The organism is Conexibacter sp. JCM 18997, assembly GCF_055391915.1.
The window spans coordinates 4,877,822-4,899,686 of the sequence record NZ_AP043885.1 but is presented as its reverse complement, the minus strand read 5'-3'; the positions used below and the strand labels follow the sequence as shown (position 1 = coordinate 4,899,686).

The following is a 21,865-nucleotide window of genomic DNA, read 5'->3' as shown; positions in this document are numbered from 1 at the left end:
CGATCAGTCGATCAGGAAGCCGCCGTTGACGTCGACGACCTCCGCGGTGATGTAGCCCGCGTGCTCGGAGCACAGGAAGGCGACGATGTCGGCCACGTCGTGGACCGTGCCCAGCCGGCCGACCGGGACCTTGGAGGCCATGTCGGGCATCGCGGAGATCATCTCGGTGTCGATCAGCGAGGGCGCCAGCGCGTTGGACGTGATGCCGAAGGGCGCGTACTCCGAGGCGATCGCCTTGGCCAGCGCCATCACGCCCGCCTTGGACGCGCCGTAGGCGGCCACCGACTTGGCCCCGCCCGTCTTGCCGGCGCTGGAGCCGATGGCCAGCACGCGACCGTAGCCCGCCTCGCGCATGGCCGGCAGCGCGCGGCGCGCGCACAGGAAGGCGCCGGTCAGGTTGACGTCGATCGAGCGCTGCCACGAGGCCAGCGTGGTCTCCTCGAAGGGCTCGATCACGAAGATGCCCGCGTTGAGCACGAGGATCGAGGGCGCGCCGAGCTCGGCCTCGACCCGCGCGAACGCGGCTTCGACCGACGCCTCGTCGGTCACGTCGAGCTCGATGCCGAGCACGCCGTCGTGCTCGGGCGCGCGCAGGTCGCCGGCGGCGACACGCGCGCCCAGGTCGCGCAGGGTGGTGGCGATCGTCGCGCCGATGCCGCGCGCGGCGCCGGTCACGAAGGCGACGCGGTCGTCGTAGCCATTGAGTTGGAGGGTCATGGTGCGGGTCCGTTCGTGGTTGGTTCTCAGCAGCGGATGGCCTGGACGCCGAGGAAGCGCGCGAGCACCTCGATCTGCGCGCCCAGCGCGCCCGGCGTGGCCGACGAGTGGTGGTTGGCTCCGGCGCGGCACCAGTCGGTCCACGCGTCCAGGCCACGGTCGAAGCGGAAGGCGCCGTTGGCCGTGCCGGTGGCCGGGAAGGCGCGGCCGGTGAACGCGCCCTCGGCGGCGATCAGGCGATAGCCGTCGCCGACCTGCGCGAAGCCGACGAGCGTCGCGGGCCCGGCCGGCGCGGAGAAGACCGGGCAGGCGCCGACCCGTGCGTCGGCCGCGTACCAGTCGTTGGCGATCAGGCGCGGGCGCACGCCGGGAGCGAGCGCCAGGTCGAACTCGCCCGAGCTGGCCAGGATCAGCTCGCCGGTGTCGTAGTCGACGGCCTCGAGCTCGTGGTACTGCGCGGCACCGCCCAGGCGCTTGGTGGCCAGCATGGCCACCGCGGTGAGCACGTCGCCGACCTCGGTCCAGGGGATGCCGTTCGTGGTCGCGCGACCCAGCGCGAAGGACGGCGCGATGCCGATCTCGGCGCCGAAGCGGATCTCGGGCACGTGCCCGTTGAGCGCGCCCGCGTCGAGCCGGTGGCGCGTGGCCAGATCGTCGATCGCGCAGGCCGCGCGCAGCGACCGCTCCAGGCCGTCGCCCTCGATCTCCACGTCGTACAGCGCGCGCGTCTCGGCCTCCAGCTCGCGTACCCGCGCGGGCGCCACGGCGCGGTACAGCTCGAGCACCTCGGCCGCCTCGATGGCCACCAGTTCGACGCCCGTGGCCGCGCGCAGCAGCGCGTCGTCGGTGTCAACGCAGGCGTAGCCGTCCAGCGGCCGACCCACCCGTCCGATGCGCGCGCGCCCCAGCGCCGCGGCCGCGCCCGCGGCCACCAGCGCGTCGGCCACGGCGTCCAGCGCGGCCGGATCGTCGATGCGCCCGAGCACGATCTCGAATGGCCGGCCCGCGCGCACGAGCAGGGACGTGAGCATGGGGACGCCGACGGTCGCGCCCTCGGTGGTGATCGCCGCGTGGTCGAAGCCCGAGGGCAGCGCGCCGCGGTGCGCGGCCCACACGACGACCGGCACGTCGCCCAGCGCGGGCAGCGTCCAGGCCGGCGGGGTGGCCATCGTCTGCAGCACGAGCGCGGCGTCGGCCTCGGCCGCGTCGGCCACCCACTGCACGCGTCCGGCCAGCGCGGCGCGTACGGTGTCGCCGATCGCCGCGCGGTCGGCGCGCAGGTCGTACGGGACGGAGCTCTCCCAGAACTCCCAGTACGGCTCCACCAACGCGACCCGAGTCATCTCGGACGCGACCGTATCAGGAAATGCTTGCGGGCCGGAAACGTTGCCAGTAACGTATCCGGGCGCCATGAGCGACACCCTGATCGCCTTCTCGGACGCGCTGGGTCGGCGCGTGCGAATGGGCAGCTGGGAAGACCAGCGGATCTCGACCTACCGCAAGATCCACGAGGCCATCGATGCCGGCGAATGGGATCTCGCCGCGCAGCTGGCCAACTACTTCGTGGAAGAGGCCAGCGTCTGCTGGGGCATCTACCGCCAGTGGATCCCCGACCTGAACGCCTTCCTGGCCGAGAACGGCGTGTCCAAGGAGGACATCGCGCAGGCCAACGAGCGGATCGTCTCCGTGCTCGCGTTCCCCGACGGAACGCCGTGGAACGTGCGCACCCAGTGGCACAAGGTCCACGAGCAGTGCGAGGAGTTGGTCGGCCACGTCTTCCGCGAGGAGGCCGACGCCGCCCACGCCAAGCTCGACGAGCTCAAGGAGACGTGGCGCCAGTGCCACGACCGCGACGTCGACCACACCTACGGGCTGATGAGCGAGATCGTCGCGCGCCTGGGCGAGGCCGCGATCGGCCGGATGTGGGAGAAGGTCCTGCTGCCGCTCTTCGCCTGGCGCTACGAGAAGTTCGACATCGACAAGTACCCGTGGGACGAGGGTCTCGAGGTGCTGATGACCGTCGCCTGCGAGGCGATGCGCGGCCACCTGTCGGGCCCGGAGCGCACCGGCGACTTCGACCTGTTCGAGCTCGACGACCGCTACGTGCTGCGCTTCGACCCCTGCGGCTCGGGCGGGCGCATCCCGCGCGGCGACGTGATCGAGGGCACCCCGGCGCGCACCGAGGCGCCGTACAACTGGTCGGTCTCCCAGGAGCCGCACACCTGGAACCACGGGAAGACCGGCGTCTGCCACTACTGCACGCACTGCGTGTACCTGATGGAGGAGATCCCGATCGACCGCTTCGGCTACCCGGTGCGCGTCGTCGACCCGCCCCAGCAGGGCCAGACCGAGCCCGACGGCTCGCCGCAGAAGTGCCAGTGGCAGATGTTCAAGGACCCGACCACGGTTCCGGAGGAGTACTACGAGCGGGTCGGGCGCACGAAGCCCGACGTGTTCGGCTCCAGCAACCACGCGTCCGAGGACCTGCCCGACATCGTCGTCGCCATGCCCGGCGCCGGCTGACCCACCCGAGGAGAGACCCCATGGCCGAGCTCGCGCTCGTCGACACGCACGTCCACTTCTGGGACCTGCAGAACCCCAAGACGCACTACTCCTGGCTGCAGCCCGGCTGGATCCACCCGATCCTGGGCGACATCGAGGCGATGAAGGTGCCGCTGTACGGCGGTGAGGCCTACGCGGCCGACGTGGCCGGGTCCAACGTGACCAAGGCCGTCCACATCCAGGCGGCGCTGGGCAGCGAGGATCCCGTCGAGGAGACGATCTGGCTGCAGGAGCAGGCAGAGGCGACGGGCTGGCCGCACGCGATCATCGGCGACGCCAAGCTCAACGCGGCCGACATCGACGAGGTGCTCGACCGTCACGCCGAGGCCTCGCCGCTGTTCCGGGGCATCCGCGACTTCGGCGAGGGCGACTACCTGCGCGACCCGGCCTGGCAGGCCGGCTTCGCCAAGCTCGGCGAGCGCGGCCTGGTCTACGACCTGGACTGCTTCTGGGAGAACATGCCCAAGGCCCGCGACCTGGCCAACCTGCACCCCGGGACCGTCCTGATCCTCGACCACGCCGGGTTCCCGCTCGAGCGCACGGACGAGTACTTCGCCAACTGGAAGCAGGGCATCAGCGCCCTGGCCGAGGCCCCGTCGGCCCTGTGCAAGATCTCCGGCCTGGCCATGGGCGACAACGACTGGACGGTCGACTCGATCCGCCCGTGGTTCGAGCACTGCGTCGAGGCGTTCGGCATCGAGCGCTGCTTCCTGGGCACGAACTGGCCGGTGGACAAGCTCTACAGCGACTTCGCCACCGTGGCCGACGCCTACGCGGAGATCGCCGCGCAGTACACCGCGGACGAGCAGGTCGCCCTGTTCTCTGGCAACGCGGAGCGCGTCTACAAGATCTGACGGCGGGCGGGCGGCCTCACCACATGGCGAGGCCGCCCGAGACGTTCATCGCCTCGCCGGTCATGTAGGAGCTGTCGGGCGAGAGCAGGAACCAGATGCTGCCGGCCATCTCGGCGGGCGTGGCGCCGCGCTTCATCGGGACGCTGTCGTTGCGGGCCTCGGAGAGCTCCTGGAGCGGCACGCCGCGCAGCACGGAGACCTCCTCGAGGACGGCGTCCTGCATGGGGGTGTCGGTGATGCCGGGGCAGACCGCGTTGACGCGCACGTCCTGCGCGGCCAGCGCGTAGGCGAAGGCGCGCGTGATGGCCAGGATCGCCGTCTTCGTCGTGGCGTAGATCGCCGTCTCGGCGGTCGAGGTCAGCTTGGCCGAGACCGACGAGAGGTTGACGATCGCCCCGCCCGGGCGCAGCTTCGGGCCGATCTGCTGGCACAGGAAGAAGATCGACTCGGCGTTGACCGCGAACAGGTCGTGCCAGTCCTGGCGCGACGTCTGAAGCAGCGGACGCAGCCGGATGATCCCGTGGCAGTTGACCAGAAAGTCGAAGTCGCTGGCGGCGACCGCGGCGACGGCGTCGACGCCCTCCTCGGTGGACAGGTCGACGGCCAGCGGGGTGGCGCCGGCCTCCTCCACCGTGGCCAGACCGTCGGTGTCGAGGTCGACGGCGACGACCTCGACGCCCTCGGCCAGCAGGCGCAAGGCAACGGCCTGGCCGATCCCGCGGGCCGCGCCGGTCACGACGGCGCGCTTGGTGTCGGTCATGCGGATCCCTTCTGGAGCAGGTCGAGCGGGGGTGCGGCGTCGGGGTTGAGCGCGCGCCACTTGGTCAGCAGGTCGTCGTCGGTCAGCTGGTCGGCCAGGGTGCGCTGGGCGCTGCGCCCGCCGATGGTCACGCGCGAGACCGCGGCCTCACGCAACTCGACGCGCGCTCGGACGGCGGTCACCTCGGGGTCGTCGACGTGCGCGAGGTCCTCGAGATCGCGGCCCAGCAGGGCCACCGCGACGGCGTGCGGTGCGCTCCACCAGGCGTCCGCGGCGGTCCCCGGCGCGGGGTCGCCGGCCATGGCCAGCGTCGCCGCGGGCGCCTCGACCAGGATCGGGCCGCCGTCGTCGGCCAGCTCGCGCGCGGCGTCGACCAGCGCCTGGTTGAACCCGCTGGTCGCGTGCGCGCGCAGGCTGGTGCCGGCGATCGCGCCCCGGTCGAATCCCTCCAGCGCCTGCTCGGACGAGCCACCCATCGCCGCGAACAGCCCGCGCTCGTGCTCGAGCCCGAGCTGGGTGGGGCGAAGATCGGTCAGGCGCGCGCACAGCAGCGCGGCGTTGACCGCGTGGTCGCGGTGGACGATGCGCGTGTCGCTGCGCTCGACCAGCGCGAGGATCGACCCGCCGGCCAGGGAGACCGCATGGCTGGCGGCGGCGACCGGATCGGTGCCCAGCGCCAGCGCCGCGGCGACCGCGCCGCCGACGGTCCCGGCGCTCGTCGTCGCGTGCCAGTAGCGACGGTGGTCGGGACCGAGCGCGCGGCCCAGGCGCGCGGTCACCTCGTAGCCCGCGTGCGCGGCGCGCCAGCGGTCCTCGCCCTCGGCGCCGGCGGCCAGCACCACGGTCCACACGATCGCCCCGGGATGGGTCAGCGACGCCCAGTGCACGTCGTCGCGATCGAGCGCGACCGCGGCGCCGGCGTCGCCCACCGCGGCGGGCACAGCGCGTCGACCGGCCTGCAGGTTGGCCAGGTAGTCGAACAGCGCGCGCCCACCGGCGGTGCGCGCCTCGAGCGGGTCGTAGGCCTCCAGGGCGGCGCCCACCATCCGCTCGGTGAGGGTCATGACAGCCGGTATTGCTCCAGCACCGACTCGCGCACCTCGACGCCGAGGCCGGGGCCGGTGGGCACCGTGATCCAGCCGTCCTGCTGGGCGATCGGCGTCTCCACGAGCTCGTGCTGCATCGGGTTCTCGTCGGGCTTGAGCTCCTGCAGCAGGCAGCGCGGCGTCGAGGCCGACAGCGCGATCGAGGCCGACGTGTTGACGGCGCTGGACCACGCGTGCGAGTTGAACCACAGGTCGTGCTGCTCGACCAGCGCGATCACGCGCAGCGCGCCGGTGATGCCCTCGGCGCGGCCGATGTCGCAGCCGACCACGTCGATGACGCCGCTCTCGATCACGCGCTGGAAGCCGCGCGCGTCCCACTCGCGCTCGCCGCCGGCGACCAGCGTCTTGGTGTGCTGGCGCAGGCGCTCGTGCCCCTTGACGTCATCGGGCTCCAGCGGCTCCTCGATCCAGTACAGGCCGAGCTCCTCGAAGGCGTTGGTGCGCTTGATCGCCTCGGCCAGATCCCAGGTCAGGGCCTGGCCGCGGTCCATCATGATCCAGGCGTCGGGGCCGACGGCCTCGCGCAGCAGGCGCACGAACTCGACGTCGCGGGCGAGCTCGTAGCCCAGCCGCGTGCCGCCCTTCTTGCCCATCCCGATCTTCACGCCCTGGTAGCCCTGCTCGCGCACGTAGCGGCCGTGGCGCTCGGCCTCGTACTCCAGCGACTCGTTGAACACGTGCGTGGAGGCGACGGAGGGCAGCTTCTCGTGCGCGGCGCCGCCGAGCAGGTTGATCAGCGGCTGCCCCAGCAGCTTGCCCTTCAGGTCCCACAGGGCGATGTCGATCGCGCTCAGGGCGAAGGCGGCGGCGCCGCCGCGGTAGCCGACCCACCAGCCGTTCTTCTTGATCGAGCGCCAGGTCTGGACGTTGGTCATCGGGTCGGTGCCGATGACCAGCTCGGCCATCCCGTTGACGAAATCCGCCGTCGCCCGCGTGGCATCGGGGAACATGGTGATCGCCTCGCCCCAGCCCACCGTGCCGTCGTCGGCCTCGACGCGCACGAACAGCAGGTGGCGCGTGTTGCCGTTGTCGTTGGGCTCGGGATAGGCGACCGGGAAGGTCGAGATACCGCTGACGCGCGCCATGGTCGGCAACGGTACCAGAACCGATTCCGGCCAGCCGTTGTCCGCTCAAGCCCGCCATCCGGGCGCAAGCGGACAACGGCCGGTCAGGCGCGCGGCATCGCGGCGGGCGTGCGGGTGCTGCGCTGCATGGTCCGGTACGCAGGCCAACGGCGCGCGCATCGCGTTTCTCCCCTCAGTCGGAAACGTCCAATGATTTGGGTAGCCAGCGTCCGCCCGGTCGACGCGTAGAGTCCGCGGGCGCATGAGTTCCGCAGCGCCGTTACGCCCGCGCCGCGCCGTTCTGCGCGACGACGCGCGCGTGCGCCCGCTGGAGCTGTTCTTCGACCTCGTCTTCGTCCTGACGTTGACGCAGTGCACGGCGCTGATGGCCGAGCACCCGACCGGCCAGGGCCTGGTCCAGGGCGTGCTGATCGCCGGGATCATGTGGTGGGCCTGGGTCGGCTACACGTGGGTGGGGTCGGTCATCGACCCCGAGGAAGGCCTGGTCCGCCTCGGCTTCTTCGTCGCGATGGCCGGCCTGCTGGTGGTGGCGCTGTGCATCCCCGACGCCTACGGCGACGAGGGGCTGCTGTTCGCCATCGGCTACGCGGTCGTGCGCTTCTCCCAGCTCTACCTGCTCAGCCTGGGCGGCCGCGAGGACCCCGCGTTCCAGCGCGCGGTGCGCGGCCTGACGGTGGGCACGACGATCGGCGTCGCGCTGTTGGTTGGCGGGTCGTTCGCCGACGGCTGGCTGCAGATCGGCATCTGGGGCCTCGCGCTGGCGCTGGACATGGGCGAGCCGTACGTGTTCGGCAGCGACGGCTGGAAGCTCAACCCGGCGCACTTCGCCGAGCGCCACGGGCTGATCATCATCGTCGCGCTGGGCGAGTCGATCGTGGCCATCGGCGTCGGCGCCCGGGCGCTGGACATCGACACCGGCATCGTCGTCGCGGCGATCCTCGGCCTGGGGATCTCGGCGGCGCTGTGGTGGCTGTACTTCGACGTGGTCGCGCTGGTCGCCGAGCGAAGACTCCACAACGCGGCCGAGGGCAAGGAGCGCAACGAGATCGCGCGCGACTCCTTCTCCTACCTGCACTTCCCGATGGTCGCCGGCATCGAGCTGATGGCGCTCGGGCTGGAGAAGACGATCGAGCACGTCGACGAGCACCTCAAGCTCGTGCCCGCCATCGCGCTGATGGGCGGCGGCGCGATGTACCTGCTCGCACACGTCGCCTTCCGCTGGCGCAACGTGCATCGCTTCAGCACCCAGCGTCTGGTCGGCGCCATCGTGCTGCTGGTGCTGATCCCGGTGGCCGAGCACATCCCCGCGTTGCTGTCGGTCGGGCTGACGCTGCTCGTGCTCGTCGCGGTCCTCGTCTACGAGCGGATCCGCTTCGCCGAGCTGCGCCACCGCCTGCGCCATCAGGTCGACGAGGCATGAGCGACCTGGCGCTGCGGATGCGCGGCGTGGTCAAGCGGTTCGGCTCCCTGACCGCGGTCGACGGCCTCGACCTCGACGTCCCGGCCGGCTCGTGTGTCGGCCTGCTCGGCCCCAACGGCGCGGGCAAGTCGACGACGATGCGGATCCTCACCGCCCAGGCGATCGCCGACGAGGGCGAGCTGGAGATCCTCGGGCACCGGCTCCCGGAGGACTCCAAGCAGGCGCGCGCGCTGATGGGCGTCGTGCCGCAGCTCGACAACCTCGACACGACGCTGACCGTGGAGCAGAACCTGCTCGTCTTCACGCATCTGTATCGCGTGCCCAAGGCGGCTCGCCGCGCGGCGATCGACCGGGCGCTGGACATCGCCAACCTGGGCGACCGCCGCGACGCCAAGGTCGACGTGCTCAGCGGCGGCATGCGCCGGCGGCTGCTGATCGCCCGGGCGCTGCTGCACGAGCCGCGGCTGGTGCTGCTGGACGAGCCGACCGTCGGCCTGGATCCGCAGGTCCGCCAGGAGCTGTGGGCGCTGATCGCCCGCCTGGGCTCGGAGGGCGTGTCGATCCTGATGAGCACGCACTACATCGACGAGGCTGAGCGCCTGTGCGACCGCGTGACGATCGTCTCCCACGGCCAGGCGGTGGCGGAGGGGCCGCCGCGCGAGCTGATCGAGCACCACGCCGGCAGCGAGGCGCTCGAGGTGTACGGCTCCCCCACCCGCCTGCGCGAGGTCGAGGGCGTGGCGGTCGAGCGGGGCTGGCGGACCCGGCGGACGGGGACGTCGGTGGCCATCCTGCACGCCGACGACGACCACGGCCTGGACGGCGAGCGGCGCACGACGAACCTCGAGGACGTCTTCGTGCTGCTCACCGGTGAGGAGATCGGCTGATGGCCGCGGCCGATACATCGCGGCGCCTGCATCGGCTCGAGGCCGCGGCGCTGCGCGGCGTGCTCGTGCGCGAGGTCGTCAACTTCTCCTCGTTCTGGAAGTCGTCGACGTTCTCCTCGACCGTCGACCCGACGATCTACCTGCTGGCCTTCGGGTTCGGCTTCGGCTCACTGGTCAGCACGGTCGGCGGCTACGACTACATCGACTTCGTCGGCACCGGCATCGTGGCCACGACGGTCCTGTTCTCCGGCGCGTTCCCGGCCATGTACGGGACGTTCGTCAAGGCGACGTTCCAGCACACCTACGACGCGATCCTGGCCGCGCCGGTCGACGTCGAGGAGCTGGTCACCGGCGAGGCGCTGTGGATCGGCGCGCGCACGGGTGTGTACGGGTGCGTGCCGATGCTCGTGGCCATGGTCTTCGGGCTGGATCCGAGCTGGGGCATGCTGCTGGTGCCGTTCATCGCCGCGCTGGCCGGCTTCGGCTGGGCCGCGACCGGCATCTTCATCGCCGCTCGGGCGAAGTCGATCGAGTCCTTCTCCTACTGGCAGAGCGGCCTGCTCACCCCGATGTTCCTCGTCGCCGGCACGTTCTTCCCGCTGTCCGAGCTGCCCGAGTGGGCGCAGATCCTGGGCAACTTCAACCCGCTGTTCCACTGCGTGCAGCTGGTGCGCCACGCGGTGTTCGGCTTCGTCGGCTGGGCCGACGTCGGGCACCTGGCCTTTCTGATCGGGTTCGCGCTGATCATGTGGCGGCTGGCAATTCATTTCATGGAGAAGCGCCTGATCCTGTAGAGAAGGGCTATGTCCTCCTCTGCACACGACACCACCGAAGCGCAAATCGACGCCGCCAACGCCTCCGGCAAGGTCCCCGTCGTCTTCGTCCACGGTCTGTGGCTGCTGCCCAGCAGCTGGGATCGGTGGGCCGCCGTCTTCGAGGAGGCCGGCTACGCGACGGTCGCCGCCGACTGGCCCGGCGACCACGAGACCGTCGAAGAGGCCAAGGCCAACCCCGAGGACGTGGCCGGCGTGTCGGTCGGCGACGTGGCCGACCACATCGGCGAGCACATCGCCAAGCTCGACCGCAAGCCAGCGATCATCGGGCACTCGTTCGGCGGCCTCCTGGTGCAGATCCTGGCCGGCCGCGGCCTGTCGGCGGCGACGGTCTCGATCAGCCCGGCGCCGTACCGCGGCGTCCTGGCGCTGCCGATCTCCGCGCTGCGCGTCGCGTCGGTGGCGCTGCGCAACCCGCTGAACAAGAACCGCGCGGTGCCGCTGACCTTCGAGCAGTTCCAGTACGGCTTCGCCAACCTGCTCGAGGAGGACGAGGCGAAGGCCCTGTACGAGGAGTTCTCCGTTCCCTCCCCGGGCGAGCCGCTGTTCCAGGCCGCGTCGGCCAACCTGAACCCGTGGACCGAGGTCAAGGTCGACTCCGACAACCCCGACCGCGGGCCGCTGCTGATCGTCGGTGCCGACAACGACCACACCGTCCCATGGGCGGTGTCGAACGCGTCCTACAAGCAGCAGAAGGACAACCCGGGCCTCACGGAGATCGTGGAGATCAGCGACCGCGGCCACGCGCTGACCATCGACAGCCGTTGGCGCGAGGTGTGCGACACGTCGCTGAACTTCGTGAAGCGCTTCGTGTAGCGTCGAGGCATGGCGGTCGAGGCGGAGGCGATCACGCTCGATCTCGAGCCGTACCGACGTGAGCTGACGGGCTACTGCTACCGAATGCTCGGGTCCGGTTCCGAGGCCGACGATGCGGTGCAGGAGACGATGGTGCGGGCCTGGCGCAATGCCGGTTCGCTGAAGGCGCGCGACGCGCTGCGCGCCTGGGTGTACCGGATCGCCACGAACGTCTGCCTCTCCATGCTGTCGGGCGCGCAGCGGCGCGCCCGACCGTTGGAGGTCGGGTCGCTGGTCAGCGCGGACCGCCCGATCCTCGACGAGCTGCCCCGCTACACGTGGGTCGAGCCGGTCGCCGATGCGGCGGTGCTGCCGGAGTCCGGCGATCCCGAGTCCGTGGCCGTCGCCCGCGAGACCGTGCGCCTGGCCTTCGTCGCCGCGCTGCAGCATCTGCCGCCGCGCCAGCGCGCCGTGCTGGTGCTGCGCGAGGTGCTGCACTTCTCGGCCGCGGAGACCGCCGAGCTGCTCGAGTCGAGCGTCGCCTCGGTCAACAGCGCGCTGCAACGGGCGCGGGCGACGATCGACGGGCTGGACATCGATCCGGCCGAGACGGCCGAGGTGGCCGACGAGCACGAGGAGCTGCTGGACCGCTACGTGGCGGCGTTCGAGGCCTACGACATCGACACGCTCGTCGCGTTGCTCGCGCGCGACGTCGTCTTCGACATGCCGCCGCACGCGATGTGGCTGGAGGGCCCCGAGGAGGTCGGGCGCTTCATGCTCGGCACCGGGATCCACTGCCGCGGCTCGCGCGTGCTGCGCGTCGACGTCAACGGCTCGCCGGGCTACGCGGCCTACAAGCCCACGGGCGACGGCGTGTGGACGCCCTGGTCGATCGTGGCCATCGACGTGGCCGCGGGCGGCGGCGCGATCGGCGCGGTCCACAACTTCCTGTTTCCCGAGCTGTTCCCGGCGTTCGGGCTGCCCGAGCGCCTCGAAGCCTGATGGACGTCGCCGTCGGTCGGCTGGAGCCCGACGAGGGCGAGCGGTTCCAGCGGCTGCGGGCGCCCGAGGACCTGCCGGCGTGAGCTTCGTCGACGTCGGTGACGCCCGCGTGGCGTACGCCGTCGACGGGTCGGGACCGGGCCTGGTGCTGGTGCACGGCACGGGCGGCAACGGCGCGACCGACTGGGGTGCGCTGGTCCCGCGCTTCGCCGACGCGTGGACGGTCGTGCGCCCGGACTACGCGGGCTCGGGCGAGACGACGGACGGCGGCGGCCCGCTGACGCTGGAGGTGCTGGCCGAGCAGGTCGCGGGCGCGGCGGCGGCCGCGGGTCTGGCGTCCTTCGACCTCGTCGGCTTCTCGCTGGGCGCGGCGGTCGCGGCGCAGCTGGCCGCCGATCGGCCCGAGCTGGTGCGGTCGCTGGTGCTGATCGGCGGCCTGGTCGACGCGGTCGACGACGCGCGCATGCAGATCCAGTTCGGGGTGTGGGAGCGCCTGTCGCAGTCCGATCCCGACCTGTTCGCCCGGATCGCGCTGCTCAGCGCGCTGTCGCCGGCGTTCGTCTCGGCGATGTCGCTCGCCGAGGCCGAAGAGGCGGTCGCGTTCGGCGTGCGCAACCGCCAGCCCGGCACGGCCCGCCAGGCCGCCCTGGACCGGCGCATCGACCTGCGCTCGTCGCTCGGCCTGATCCGCGCCCGGACGCTGGTCATCGGGCAGACGCTCGACTCGGTGGTTCCGATCGAGCACGCGCGCGCCCTGCAGGCGGGCATCGACGGCGCGGAGTACGTCGAGATCGACACCGGCCACCTCGGGCTGCTCGAGCAGCCCGACGTCGTGGCCAAGACGATCCGCGACTTCCTCTCGCGTTGCTTGTCAGATCCCTCGGCCTGAGCCCGAGCGATCTGACAAGGAACGCCGTCAGTCGTCGAGCACCTCGCGCACGCCCCCGGTCTCGGGGTCGAACACGAGGCCGCGGATGTGGTCGCGGCGGCTGAGCTCGGGTGCGGTGCGCAGGCGCTGCAGGCTGTTGCGCATCGTCGCGTCGATGTCGGCGAAGGCGCCCATCCGCCAGCTGGGGTGCGCGCCGGCCTCGGCCAGCTCCTTGGTGAACACGTCCTCGGACGCGCCGTGCAGGCCGCACCCGTCGTGCATCACGACCACGATCTCCTCGGTGCCCAGCACGCGCTGCGAGATGGCCAGCGAGCGGATCGCGTCGTCGGTGGCCAGGCCGCCGGCGTTGCGGATGATGTGCGCGTCCCCGAGCTCCAGCCCGAGCAGCGGGAAGATCGCGATCCGCGCGTCCATGCACGCGAGCACCGCGACCTTGCGACCGGGCGCGGCGCTGAGGTTCGGCGCGGCGTTCGACGCCGCGTGCGTCGCAGCGTGTTCGAGCATGTGGTCGGCGTTGCGCATCGGCTCGGATGGTACGAACCGACGACCGCGCACGCGTTGCTTGTCGGATCGATGGTCATGGCGACCATGGATCCGACAAGCAACGCCGGGCAGCGCCGCGACGGCGCGGTGAAGCTCACAGCCGCCGCTCGGTCTCCCGATCGGCCAGGCCGTCGAAGTAGCGCTCGAGCACCTGGGCGAACACCGGCTCGTAGCCGGACGCGCGTGCGAACAACGTCATCGAAGAGCGCAGCTTCAGCGCGTCGACCTCGCCGAGGATGTCGGCGGCGGAGCGACCGTCCTGCTCGGCCATCGCGCTTGCGCTCTCGATCAGGCGCGGGCCGAGGACCGGATGCGCCAGGTAGGCGCGCGCCTCGTCCAGGCCGGAGATCGCGTAGCGCGCCGCCGTCGGCGAGCGACCCAGGCCGGCCACCTGCGGGAACACGAACCACATCCAGTGGCTCACCTTGCGCCCGCCACGCAGTTCCGACAGCGCCCGGTCGTACGTCCCACCGGCGTCCTGCGCGTCGACGAAGCGCTCCAGATCAAACGGATCGCCCATGGGGCGCGATGCTAGTCGCGCCCCATGGGTGGGAGATCCGTGAGCTAGGCCGGCTTGATCGTCATCCAGCGAGTCCCGCTGCCCGCGGAGACCTCGATCGTGCCCTTGCCCTTCTTCGTGGCCGAGCCCAGCGCGGCCTGGCCGTCGCTGGTCAGGTCCAGCTGCACCGTCTTGGCCACGCCGGCGGTCAGGTTGGTCGAGCCCGTGGCCCAGACCGTGCCCGACGGCGACTTCACCGTGATCGTTGCGTTGTCGCTGACCGAGGCGATCGCCTTGACCGTCAGCTTGGTCGAGCCGGCCTTGGCCGAGGCGCCCAGCGCCACGACCTTGTCGGGCTGGACCGTGACGGTCGCGCTCGCGCTGTTGTTGCCGTTGACCGAGTCGGTCGCGGTGGTGCTGACCGTGGCGGTGTTGAGCACCGACACGGGCGAGGCGCCGTTGACCTTCTCGGGACCGGTGCGGTCGTTGAGGCACTCGAGGTCGATCGTCGCGCTCTGGTTGGAGCCGGTCGTGTTGACCAGCTTGAACGCGCGCGTCTTCGGCCGCGGGTCGTTGCCCACCGAGTACACGCCCGCCGGCAGCGTCCAGGTGCCCACGATGCCCTTGGCGTCGTCGGCGCAGATGACCTGCTCCTCGATCGTCTGACCGGCCGGCACGTTGACCGTGCGCACGATGTGGTTGGTGACCAGCGCGTGCGTGTGGCCGGCCGCCGGATCGACGTCCGTGTTCAGGCAGCGCACCGACAACGTCGCCGTGGTCGGGGAGCTCACGTCGACCGTGAACTTCCAGCCGCCGGCGGTCGGCTCGGAGCCGGCCACCGTCGCCGCGCCGCCCGCGAAGGCGAAGCCCGGGACGATCGGCATCGTGCCGCTCGGGCACGCGACGGTCGCCGTCTGGCGCCCGACGCCCCACGCCTGCGTGGTGGAGACGACGTTGTTGGCGGCGATCAGCGAGTGCTGGTGGCCACCGGCCGACTCCGTCGAGGCGGGCAGGCAGACCGCGAAGGCCTTGGCCTGCGCGCGGCCGGTCGCGCCGTTGGTCACGACGGCCTCCCAGGAGGCGATCCCGGTCGACTGCGCGCTGACCACGTGCACGTCGGTCATCGCGCCCGTGCCCTGGTCGACGGCATCGACGCGAATCGAGGCATCGCTCAGGATCGCGCCCGACGAGGGGCACGAGATCTGGACGGTCTTCGTCTCACCCGGGTTGAGATCGACCTGCGACTCCACCTTGGAGATCGTCAGGTTGTGCTGCTGACCGGGGTGCGGCACCGAGCCGCCGGCGCCGATCGGGTTGGCGATCACGCCGATCTTGAACGTCTTGGAGTCGCCGTTGTTCAGGTCGCCCGCATCGCAGGTGACGATGACGCCGGAGACCGTGCAGCCGGTCGAGGCCCAGTCGAACGTCACGCCGAGCGGCAGCGTGTCGCTGGCCTTGACGGCGGTCGCCTTGTCGGGGCCGTTGTTCTTGACGGTCAGCGAGTAGCTGAAGGTCGAGCCGCCGCCGGGGCTGGCCTTGGAGGCCGTCTTGGTGATCTGCACGTCGGCGTCCGGCGTCGGCGTCGGACCGCCGCCGCCCGGCAGGCAGGCGCTGCTCGGGAACAGACCGAGGTGCGTCTCCTTCTCGGAGTCGAACGTCTTTGCGATGATCTGGCCAGGGTTGTTGCCGATCGAGCTGCTGGTGGACACGGCCGCGTTGGGGGCCAGGTACGTGCCGCCCCAGTTGCCGCCGCCGTTGAAGTTCACCGACGTCGCCGTCGGGAAGTTCCACAGGATCCCCGGCTGCGCGGCGATCGTGGAGTCGCTGGCCTGCTTCCAGGTGCCGCCCTGCTTGAGCCACATCTTCGCGGCGCTGCCGTTGCCCAGGGTCACCGAGGTGCCCGAGACGTTGATGAGCGCGACCGAGCCCATCGGCACGTCGATGGCGACGCCCTGGGTCGAGGACAGCTGCGCGGCCGTGACGTTGAAGACGTTCAGGTCCGAGTTGGTGCCGGTCATCCCGAGCAGCGGACCCTCGGGGACCGCTGGCGGGTTGAGGTTGGCCACCGTGCCGGTCGTCGTCGCGGTCGCCCACGCCGTCGACTTGGCCCGCAGGTCGGTGAAGGCCGCGGCGAAGTCGATCGGGTTGGAGGCGGCGTAGCCCGAGCCCGACTGATGGAACTCGATGGCGCCGGGATTCGGCGGGTTGTTGAAGAACGGCGTGCTGCCGGCCCGGTTCCCCACCCACGCGCTGCCGTGCTCGAGCTTCACCGGCGCACCACCGTTGGTGATCTTGTCGCCGACGACCAGGCGAACGGTCGCCGGGTTGCCGTTGGTGCCGTGGATGTCCACCTGCTGGATGGTCAGGACACCGCCGGTGGCCACCGACCCTTCCGACTCCGACGAGTGGCGGTTGTTGCGCCCCTCGATGAACTCGGTCCAACCCTGGGCGGCGCCCAGCGGGTTGGCGACGGTCGTGCAAGAAGCGGGCGTCGCGCTTGCCGAGGTGGCAAGCGGAATTGCCGCGAGCCCGAGCAGGGCCAGGCAGGCGAGCGCAGCACGGAGTGCCACGCGGAGGAGCGCAGAGATCATTGGTGAGGTTCGACCCGGTTGAGGGAGGTATTAGACGTCTGTCAAACAACGTCTGACCTCAAGGTAGTGAACTTCAGGGTTCACGTGAGGTCCGACATTCGTTTATCGACTGTCGCGAGAAAAACCTGAAGCACCCCCCTCGAGTTTCGACGGGCGGGCTGATTTGGGCTGCGTCAGACGGATGAACAGGGTGCCCGCCGACCGGCGGGCCGCACGCCCAGCACCGCGTCGACGATCTGCTCGCGCAGCGCGTCGTCGGCGAACCGGACGGTGATCGTCGCCCGCGCCGCCTTCATCAGGCTCGCGTAGGCGTTGCGCACGCAGTGCGCCCGCCCGGTGCGCGTCAGCGCGTCGGCGATGGCCGGCGCCAGCGCGCCGATCTGCGGACGCACGCTGGCCAGGTCCGGCGTGGGCGCGTCGGCCGGGTAGCCGAACAGCAGCCACTGCTCACCCCAGCCGAGCTGGATCTGCTTGGCCGCGGTGATCTGCGCCTGGAACAGGTCGGCCACCGAGGTCGGGTTCAACTCGCGGGCCGTGGCCAGATCGCGGGCGCTGGCCAGCACGGTGGCCTCCTGGGCGCTGTCCTGGATCGGCGACCGGCTGACCCACTTGGCCGCCGCGACCGTCTCCATGAACGAGAGCCGCTGCTGGGTCAGCGCCAGCACGTCGCGCGCGCCCGAGAGGTCGTCGGCGTGGGCGACGCCGGCTGGGACCAGCAGCGCCGCGAAGAGGATCAGGACCCGAAGTGCCCGCACGCGGGCCAGGCTAGCCAGTGAAGACCGGCGCGGTCACCACCGCGACGATCAGGTCCGTCGCCACGCCGGTCAGGTCGGCGAGGTGCTGCGTGCGCCCGTCCTCGACCGCCTGGAGCATCAGCTCGTTGATCCCGCCCGCGACCGCGGTGGCCAGCGCCGGCGAGAGCGGCGTGATCGTCGGCTCGTCGGTGGCGGCCTCGGCGGTGAGCACGCGCAGCTGCTCCGCGAAGCGCTCGTGGACGACGCGGCGGGCGGCCAGCGCGCGGGGGCCGGCGGCCTGGATCTCGACCACGAAGGTCCGGGTCAGCGCCGGTTGGGCCGCCAGCTCGGTCAGGTACGCGTGCGCGGCCGCCTCGACGCGGTCGCGCCAGGGGCCCGCGCCCCGCACCGCGTCGGCGATGACCGCGAGCAGGTGGTCGCTGACCGCGGCGTACAGGGCCAGGAAGCACGCCTCCTTGTCGGCGAAGTGCTCGTAGAAGGTGCGCTTGGACACGCGCGCGTGGCGCACGACGTCGGCGATCGTCGCGGCGGCGTAGCCCTTCTCGACGATCGCCAGCGCCAGGCCGCCGAGCAGGCGCCCGCTGGCGTCGTCCGGCAGTTGCAGGTCGCCGGGTTTATCCATCGGCGATCGATGGTACCAATGCGTACCAGACCGATGACCCCTCCCCACGTCCACATCGCCATCGCCGGCACCGGGTTCGGCGGGCTCGGCATGGCGGTCCGCCTGCGGCAGCGCGGGCGCCGCGACTTCGTCCTGTTCGAGAAGGCCGACGACGTCGGCGGCACCTGGCGCGACAACACGTATCCGGGCGTGGCCTGCGACGTGCCCTCGCACCTGTACTCGTTCAGCTTCGCCCCCAATCCCGACTGGTCGCGCACGTTCTCCGCGGGCGGCGAGATCTGGGCCTACCTGCGCGGCGTCGCCCGCGAGCACGGCGTCTACGAGCACGTCCGCTTCGGCCACGAGGTGCGGCGCGCGGCCTGGGACGACGACGCGCGCCGCTGGGAGATCGAGACCAGCCAGGGCACGTGGACGGCCGACGTGCTCGTCTCCGGCACCGGCGCGCTGCACGAGCCGGCGCTACCCGCCCTCCCCGGCCTCGAGCGGTTCGCGGGAATCACCTTCCACTCGGCCGCCTGGGATCACGACCACGACCTGACCGGCCGCCGCGTCGCCGTCGTGGGCACCGGCGCGAGCGCGATCCAGTTCGTCCCCGAGATCCAGCCGCAGGTGGCCAAGCTCAGCCTGTTCCAGCGCACGCCACCGTGGATCATGCCGCGCGGCGACCGACCGCTGCGCCGCTGGGAGCACCGCCTGTACCGCGCCTTCCCACCGGCCCAGCGGGCGATGCGGGCGGCGATCTACTGGGCCCGTGAGGTGTTCGTGCTGCCGTTCATGCACCCGCCACTGGCCCGCCTGCCCGAGCGGATCGCCCGCAAGCACCTGCAGGACTCGGTCGCCGATCCGGCGCTGCGGGCCAAGCTCACGCCCGACTACCGCATGGGCTGCAAGCGCATCCTGCTCTCCAACGACTACCTGCCGGCGCTGGAGAACGACAACGTCGACGTCGTCACGGCCGGCATCGCCGAGGTGCGCGAGCGCTCGATCGTCACCACGGACGGCGCCGAGCACGCGGTCGACACGATCATCTTCGGCACCGGCTTCCAGGTCACCGACATCCCGATCGCCCATCGCGTGTGGGGTCGCGACGGGCGCCACCTGGCCACCGAGTGGGACGGCAGCCCGCGCGCGCACCTGGGCACGATCGCCCACGGCTACCCGAACCTGTTCTTCCTGCTGGGACCGAACACGGGCCTGGGCCACAACTCGGTCGTGTTCATGATCGAGTCCCAGCTCGCGCTGATCCTCGACGCGATCGATCACCTCGACCGGACCGGCGCCCAGGCGATCGAGCCGCGGGCCGAGGCGCAGGCCGCGTTCCTGGCCGAGGTGGACGCCGCGATGTGCGGAACCGTGTGGACGTCGGGCGGCTGCCAGAGCTGGTACCTGGACCACACGGGGCGCAACTCCACGCTGTGGCCGGGCTTCACCTATCCGTTCAGGCGGCGCCTGGCCCATCTGGACCCAAGCGAGTTCTCGGCCATCGCTCCGCCGGTCCGGGAGGCCGTCCCCGCTTAGCCAATCCCTCCTCGCCCTTGATCTAGCGCTGAGGATTCTTTCGCGCCAGCTTCAGCAAGCATCACTTCACTGGACGTTGCCAATGCAACGACATGAAGGAGATGAATGGGCATGAGGAACGTAGGCGCAGCCCTTCTGGGCGCGCTCACCGCACTGGGAGTGTGCGCCGCCGTGGTCTTCGGTGGAGTCCTGAGCTCCGACGATTCAGGGAAGGCGAGTACCGAGAACACCCGCCAGGTGGCGCAGACGCCGTCGTCCTCGTCGTCCAGCAGCTCAAGCACCAACGTGGACCTGGCCGAGCTCTACAACTCGGTCAAGAACGGCGTCGTGTACGTCCAGGCCGGCGAGTCGGCCTCCGGCTCGGGCTTCGTGATCAGCGATGACGGCTACATCGTCACCAACGAGCACGTGGTCGCCGACGCCTCCAGCTACACGGTCCGCATCGGCGAGACCGACAAGACCGTCCCGGCCACGCTGATCGGCGCGGACGCGTCGAGCGACCTGGCGCTGCTCAAGGTCGACACGGCGCAGACGGGCACGCTGCATCCGCTCGAGCTGGCGGACGCCAGCGACGCGAAGGTGGGCGACGAGGTGATCGCCATCGGCAGCCCGTTCGGCCTGCAGTCCACGTTGACCTCGGGCATCGTCTCGTCGCTCAACCGCACGCTGCAGTCGCCCAACGGCCACAGCATCAGCGGCGCGCTGCAGACCGACGCGGCCATCAACCCCGGCAACTCGGGCGGCCCGCTGCTGAACACCGACGGCAAGGTCATCGGCGTCAACGCCCAGATCGCCTCGCAGTCGGGCGGCAGCACCGGCGTCGGCTTCGCGATCTCGGTGACGACGGTCAAGAGCATCATCCCGCAGCTGAAGGCCGGCGGCGGCACGGGCACCGAGAGCACGCAGGATCCGACCCAGCAGGTCGATCCCAGCCAGCAGCAGGTGGACCCGACCGACCCCAGCCAGCAGCAGCAGATCGACCCGACCGACCCCAGCCAAGGCGGCTCGTCGGGCGGGATGACCCAGGAGGAGCTCCAGCAGCTGCTCGAGCAGCTCCAGCAGCAGCAGGGGTCGCAGTCGCAGGACCCCTACGGGGATCAGTCGCAGGATCCGTTCGGCACCGACCCGTCGGACCCCTACGGCCAGCAGTACGCGCTGCCCGGCTCCGGCTGAGCACCAGCACCGCATCTTGGGCGCGAGCGGACCGTGGGAGGCCGCTCGCGCCCTTGCGCGTTCTCCGGGCGATCGGGTACCGTCGATCGCTCATGCAGCACCGCCTTCACATCACGCACGCCACGGCCGCCTGACGCAGGCGCCGGACCGGATCGGTCCGCCGCCCTGCCGCGCCCGTTCCGTTTCGTGATCTCGTGAAGGACCTCTCCCCTTGCCTCCCCATGTTCCGCTGCGCGTGCTCGCGCAGCATCGCGGCCGCTGGCTGGTCGCCACCGACACCGGTTCCCTGCTCGTGCCCGCGCGCGGGCGCCTGCGCGAGACCCCGCCGGTCACCGGCGACTGGGTCCGGCTGGACGACGGCGGCGCGATCGCCGAGGTGCTCGAGCGCCGCGGCACGATCGTCCGCCGCGCGGCCGGCGCGCGCACCGAGGCCCAGGTGCTGGCCGCCAACGTCGACCTGGCGCTGGTCGTCGAACCGCTGCCCTCCCCCAACGCCCGCCGCGCTGAGCGGATGATCGCGCTGGCCGGCGCGGGCGGGGTCGCCGCCGCGCTCGTGCTGACCAAGGCCGACGCGGCACCCGAGGCCGACGCGATGCGCATGGCCCGATCGCTCGGCCTGGCCGACGGCGTCGCCGTCAGCGCGCTCGAGGGCGACGGCGTCGGCGTGCTGCGCTCGCTGCTGCCGCCCGGGACCACGACGGTGCTGCTCGGGCCGTCGGGCGCGGGCAAGTCGACGCTGGCCAACGCGCTGCTGGGCCAGGAGCGGCTGGCCACCGGCGCGGTGCGCGCGTCCGACGGACGCGGGCGCCACACCACCGTGGCCCGCGAGCTCGTCGCGCTGCCCAACGGCGCGCTGCTGGTCGACACGCCGGGCATCCGCGAGGCCGGCGTGTGGGACGGCACCGGCGGCGCGTTCGCGGAGATCGATGCGCTGGCCGGCGCCTGCCGGTTCGCCGACTGCCAGCACGAGGACGAGCCCGGCTGCGCGGTGCGCGGCGCGGTCGACCCCGAGCGGCTGGCGGCGCGGCGCAAGCTGGAGCGCGAGCAGGCCTGGGTCGACGACCGCCGCGCGGCCAACCGGGCCCGCGAGGCGCTCGGACGCGCACGCTGGCGCGAGCAGAAGGCCGCCCGGCGCAGCAAAGGTTCGCCTTAGGTCGCGGCCCTATCGTTGCGGGCGTCGAAGGGAAGTAGCCCAACGGCGGGTGTTCGTCAACACGGCCTTCGGGCCCGGCGCCCGCAGCCCGTGTGGCGGCA

The 21,865-nt window shown here is 71.5% G+C and carries 21 protein-coding genes; 11 read left to right on the top strand and 10 right to left on the bottom strand.

What is annotated here, in order from left to right; genetic code table 11:
• Positions 1–3 precede the first annotated feature (3 nt).
• Positions 4–717, bottom strand: coding sequence for an SDR family NAD(P)-dependent oxidoreductase (locus ACZ5UI_RS24550; protein ID WP_464192089.1), 714 nt, complete (start codon positions 715–717; stop codon positions 4–6).
• A gap of 26 nt (positions 718–743) precedes the next feature.
• Complete coding sequence (locus ACZ5UI_RS24545; protein WP_464192087.1) at positions 744–2,060, bottom strand: hypothetical protein; 1,317 nt, start codon at positions 2,058–2,060, stop codon at positions 744–746.
• A gap of 67 nt (positions 2,061–2,127) precedes the next feature.
• On the opposite strand from ACZ5UI_RS24545, the gene ACZ5UI_RS24540 reads away from it, so the two are divergent.
• On the top strand, positions 2,128–3,240 hold the full coding sequence (locus ACZ5UI_RS24540) for a hypothetical protein (protein ID WP_464192084.1): 1,113 nt from the start codon (positions 2,128–2,130) through the stop codon (positions 3,238–3,240).
• A gap of 20 nt (positions 3,241–3,260) precedes the next feature.
• Positions 3,261–4,133 (top strand): amidohydrolase family protein, encoded by an 873-nt coding sequence (locus ACZ5UI_RS24535; RefSeq protein ID WP_464192082.1) that lies wholly within the window; start codon positions 3,261–3,263, stop codon positions 4,131–4,133.
• Between the two features lie 16 nt (positions 4,134–4,149).
• Here the strand turns inward: ACZ5UI_RS24535 and ACZ5UI_RS24530 are convergent, their stop codons facing one another.
• The 3 genes from ACZ5UI_RS24530 to ACZ5UI_RS24520 are packed head-to-tail and all read right to left on the bottom strand — an operon-like array spanning position 4,150 to position 7,084.
• Positions 4,150–4,893 carry an SDR family NAD(P)-dependent oxidoreductase gene (locus ACZ5UI_RS24530; protein ID WP_464192080.1) on the bottom strand — a complete coding sequence of 248 codons (744 nt, stop codon included), beginning with the start codon at positions 4,891–4,893 and terminating at the stop codon, positions 4,150–4,152.
• The gene (locus ACZ5UI_RS24525; protein WP_464192078.1) at positions 4,890–5,957 is read right to left on the bottom strand and encodes an MmgE/PrpD family protein; all 1,068 of its coding nucleotides are present in this window, start codon (positions 5,955–5,957) and stop codon (positions 4,890–4,892) included. The genes ACZ5UI_RS24530 and ACZ5UI_RS24525 overlap by 4 nt, the downstream gene beginning before the upstream one ends.
• Positions 5,954–7,084: a mandelate racemase/muconate lactonizing enzyme family protein gene (locus ACZ5UI_RS24520; RefSeq protein ID WP_464192076.1), complete on the bottom strand. Its 1,131-nt coding sequence runs from the start codon at positions 7,082–7,084 to the stop codon at positions 5,954–5,956. The genes ACZ5UI_RS24525 and ACZ5UI_RS24520 overlap by 4 nt, the downstream gene beginning before the upstream one ends.
• 241 nt (positions 7,085–7,325) lie before the next feature.
• Between ACZ5UI_RS24520 and ACZ5UI_RS24515 the strand changes: the two genes are divergently transcribed.
• The 6 genes from ACZ5UI_RS24515 to ACZ5UI_RS24490 all read left to right on the top strand — a co-directional run bounded on the left by ACZ5UI_RS24515 (position 7,326) and on the right by ACZ5UI_RS24490 (position 12,910).
• On the top strand, positions 7,326–8,504 hold the full coding sequence (locus tag ACZ5UI_RS24515) for a low temperature requirement protein A (protein WP_464192074.1): 1,179 nt from the start codon (positions 7,326–7,328) through the stop codon (positions 8,502–8,504).
• Positions 8,501–9,391 (top strand): ABC transporter ATP-binding protein, encoded by an 891-nt coding sequence (locus ACZ5UI_RS24510; RefSeq protein WP_464192071.1) that lies wholly within the window; start codon positions 8,501–8,503, stop codon positions 9,389–9,391. Before ACZ5UI_RS24515 ends, ACZ5UI_RS24510 begins: the two co-directional genes overlap by 4 nt.
• A complete protein-coding gene (locus ACZ5UI_RS24505) occupies positions 9,391–10,185 on the top strand; it encodes an ABC transporter permease (RefSeq protein WP_464192069.1) in 795 nt (264 codons plus the stop codon). The genes ACZ5UI_RS24510 and ACZ5UI_RS24505 overlap by 1 nt, the downstream gene beginning before the upstream one ends.
• Positions 10,186–10,194: 9 nt before the next feature.
• Positions 10,195–11,040 (top strand): alpha/beta hydrolase, encoded by an 846-nt coding sequence (locus ACZ5UI_RS24500; protein WP_464192067.1) that lies wholly within the window; start codon positions 10,195–10,197, stop codon positions 11,038–11,040.
• 9 nt (positions 11,041–11,049) lie between these two features.
• A complete protein-coding gene (locus ACZ5UI_RS24495; RefSeq protein WP_464192065.1) occupies positions 11,050–12,021 on the top strand; it encodes a sigma-70 family RNA polymerase sigma factor in 972 nt (323 codons plus the stop codon).
• Between the two features lie 79 nt (positions 12,022–12,100).
• Positions 12,101–12,910: an alpha/beta fold hydrolase gene (locus tag ACZ5UI_RS24490; protein WP_464192062.1), complete on the top strand. Its 810-nt coding sequence runs from the start codon at positions 12,101–12,103 to the stop codon at positions 12,908–12,910.
• Between the two features lie 27 nt (positions 12,911–12,937).
• Here ACZ5UI_RS24490 and ACZ5UI_RS24485 read toward each other — a convergent pair whose 3' ends face one another.
• From ACZ5UI_RS24485 to ACZ5UI_RS24465, 5 genes are all read right to left on the bottom strand, one after another.
• Positions 12,938–13,432: a beta-class carbonic anhydrase gene (locus tag ACZ5UI_RS24485; RefSeq protein ID WP_464192060.1), complete on the bottom strand. Its 495-nt coding sequence runs from the start codon at positions 13,430–13,432 to the stop codon at positions 12,938–12,940.
• 115 nt (positions 13,433–13,547) lie between these two features.
• On the bottom strand, positions 13,548–13,973 hold the full coding sequence (locus ACZ5UI_RS24480; RefSeq protein WP_464192058.1) for a DUF1810 domain-containing protein: 426 nt from the start codon (positions 13,971–13,973) through the stop codon (positions 13,548–13,550).
• Positions 13,974–14,017: 44 nt separating this feature from the next.
• On the bottom strand, positions 14,018–16,522 hold the full coding sequence (locus ACZ5UI_RS24475) for a choice-of-anchor A family protein (protein ID WP_464192056.1): 2,505 nt from the start codon (positions 16,520–16,522) through the stop codon (positions 14,018–14,020).
• A gap of 194 nt (positions 16,523–16,716) precedes the next feature.
• The gene (aroQ, locus tag ACZ5UI_RS24470; protein WP_464192053.1) at positions 16,717–17,298 is read right to left on the bottom strand and encodes a gamma subclass chorismate mutase AroQ; all 582 of its coding nucleotides are present in this window, start codon (positions 17,296–17,298) and stop codon (positions 16,717–16,719) included.
• Between the two features lie 10 nt (positions 17,299–17,308).
• On the bottom strand, positions 17,309–17,920 hold the full coding sequence (locus tag ACZ5UI_RS24465; RefSeq protein WP_464192051.1) for a TetR/AcrR family transcriptional regulator: 612 nt from the start codon (positions 17,918–17,920) through the stop codon (positions 17,309–17,311).
• Positions 17,921–17,953: 33 nt separating this feature from the next.
• Between ACZ5UI_RS24465 and ACZ5UI_RS24460 the strand changes: the two genes are divergently transcribed.
• From ACZ5UI_RS24460 to rsgA, 3 genes are all read left to right on the top strand, one after another.
• Positions 17,954–19,438, top strand: a complete 1,485-nt coding sequence (locus ACZ5UI_RS24460) for a flavin-containing monooxygenase (protein ID WP_464192049.1) — start codon at positions 17,954–17,956, stop codon at positions 19,436–19,438.
• Positions 19,439–19,675: 237 nt separating this feature from the next.
• Positions 19,676–20,611, top strand: a complete 936-nt coding sequence (locus ACZ5UI_RS24455) for a S1C family serine protease (RefSeq protein ID WP_464192046.1) — start codon at positions 19,676–19,678, stop codon at positions 20,609–20,611.
• Positions 20,612–20,822: 211 nt separating this feature from the next.
• Positions 20,823–21,764 (top strand): ribosome small subunit-dependent GTPase A, encoded by a 942-nt coding sequence (rsgA, locus tag ACZ5UI_RS24450; RefSeq protein ID WP_464192043.1) that lies wholly within the window; start codon positions 20,823–20,825, stop codon positions 21,762–21,764.
• Positions 21,765–21,865: the final 101 nt, after the last annotated feature.

Bases quoted from the DNA above. Each gene is read 5' to 3' on its own strand.
- ACZ5UI_RS24520 (WP_464192076.1), bottom strand. From the start codon at position 7,084: ATGGCGCGCGTCAGCGGTATCTCGACCTTCCCGGTCGCCTATCCCGAG.
- ACZ5UI_RS24525 (WP_464192078.1), bottom strand. From the start codon at position 5,957: ATGACCCTCACCGAGCGGATGGTGGGCGCCGCCCTGGAGGCCTACGAC.
- ACZ5UI_RS24515 (WP_464192074.1), top strand. From the start codon at position 7,326: ATGAGTTCCGCAGCGCCGTTACGCCCGCGCCGCGCCGTTCTGCGCGAC.
- ACZ5UI_RS24510 (WP_464192071.1), top strand. From the start codon at position 8,501: ATGAGCGACCTGGCGCTGCGGATGCGCGGCGTGGTCAAGCGGTTCGGC.
- ACZ5UI_RS24500 (WP_464192067.1), top strand. From the start codon at position 10,195: ATGTCCTCCTCTGCACACGACACCACCGAAGCGCAAATCGACGCCGCC.
- ACZ5UI_RS24540 (WP_464192084.1), top strand. From the start codon at position 2,128: ATGAGCGACACCCTGATCGCCTTCTCGGACGCGCTGGGTCGGCGCGTG.
- ACZ5UI_RS24485 (WP_464192060.1), bottom strand. From the start codon at position 13,432: ATGCGCAACGCCGACCACATGCTCGAACACGCTGCGACGCACGCGGCG.
- ACZ5UI_RS24460 (WP_464192049.1), top strand. From the start codon at position 17,954: ATGACCCCTCCCCACGTCCACATCGCCATCGCCGGCACCGGGTTCGGC.
- ACZ5UI_RS24545 (WP_464192087.1), bottom strand. From the start codon at position 2,060: ATGACTCGGGTCGCGTTGGTGGAGCCGTACTGGGAGTTCTGGGAGAGC.
- ACZ5UI_RS24535 (WP_464192082.1), top strand. From the start codon at position 3,261: ATGGCCGAGCTCGCGCTCGTCGACACGCACGTCCACTTCTGGGACCTG.
- ACZ5UI_RS24505 (WP_464192069.1), top strand. From the start codon at position 9,391: ATGGCCGCGGCCGATACATCGCGGCGCCTGCATCGGCTCGAGGCCGCG.
- ACZ5UI_RS24530 (WP_464192080.1), bottom strand. From the start codon at position 4,893: ATGACCGACACCAAGCGCGCCGTCGTGACCGGCGCGGCCCGCGGGATC.
- ACZ5UI_RS24495 (WP_464192065.1), top strand. From the start codon at position 11,050: ATGGCGGTCGAGGCGGAGGCGATCACGCTCGATCTCGAGCCGTACCGA.
- ACZ5UI_RS24465 (WP_464192051.1), bottom strand. From the start codon at position 17,920: ATGGATAAACCCGGCGACCTGCAACTGCCGGACGACGCCAGCGGGCGC.
- ACZ5UI_RS24480 (WP_464192058.1), bottom strand. From the start codon at position 13,973: ATGGGCGATCCGTTTGATCTGGAGCGCTTCGTCGACGCGCAGGACGCC.
- ACZ5UI_RS24550 (WP_464192089.1), bottom strand. From the start codon at position 717: ATGACCCTCCAACTCAATGGCTACGACGACCGCGTCGCCTTCGTGACC.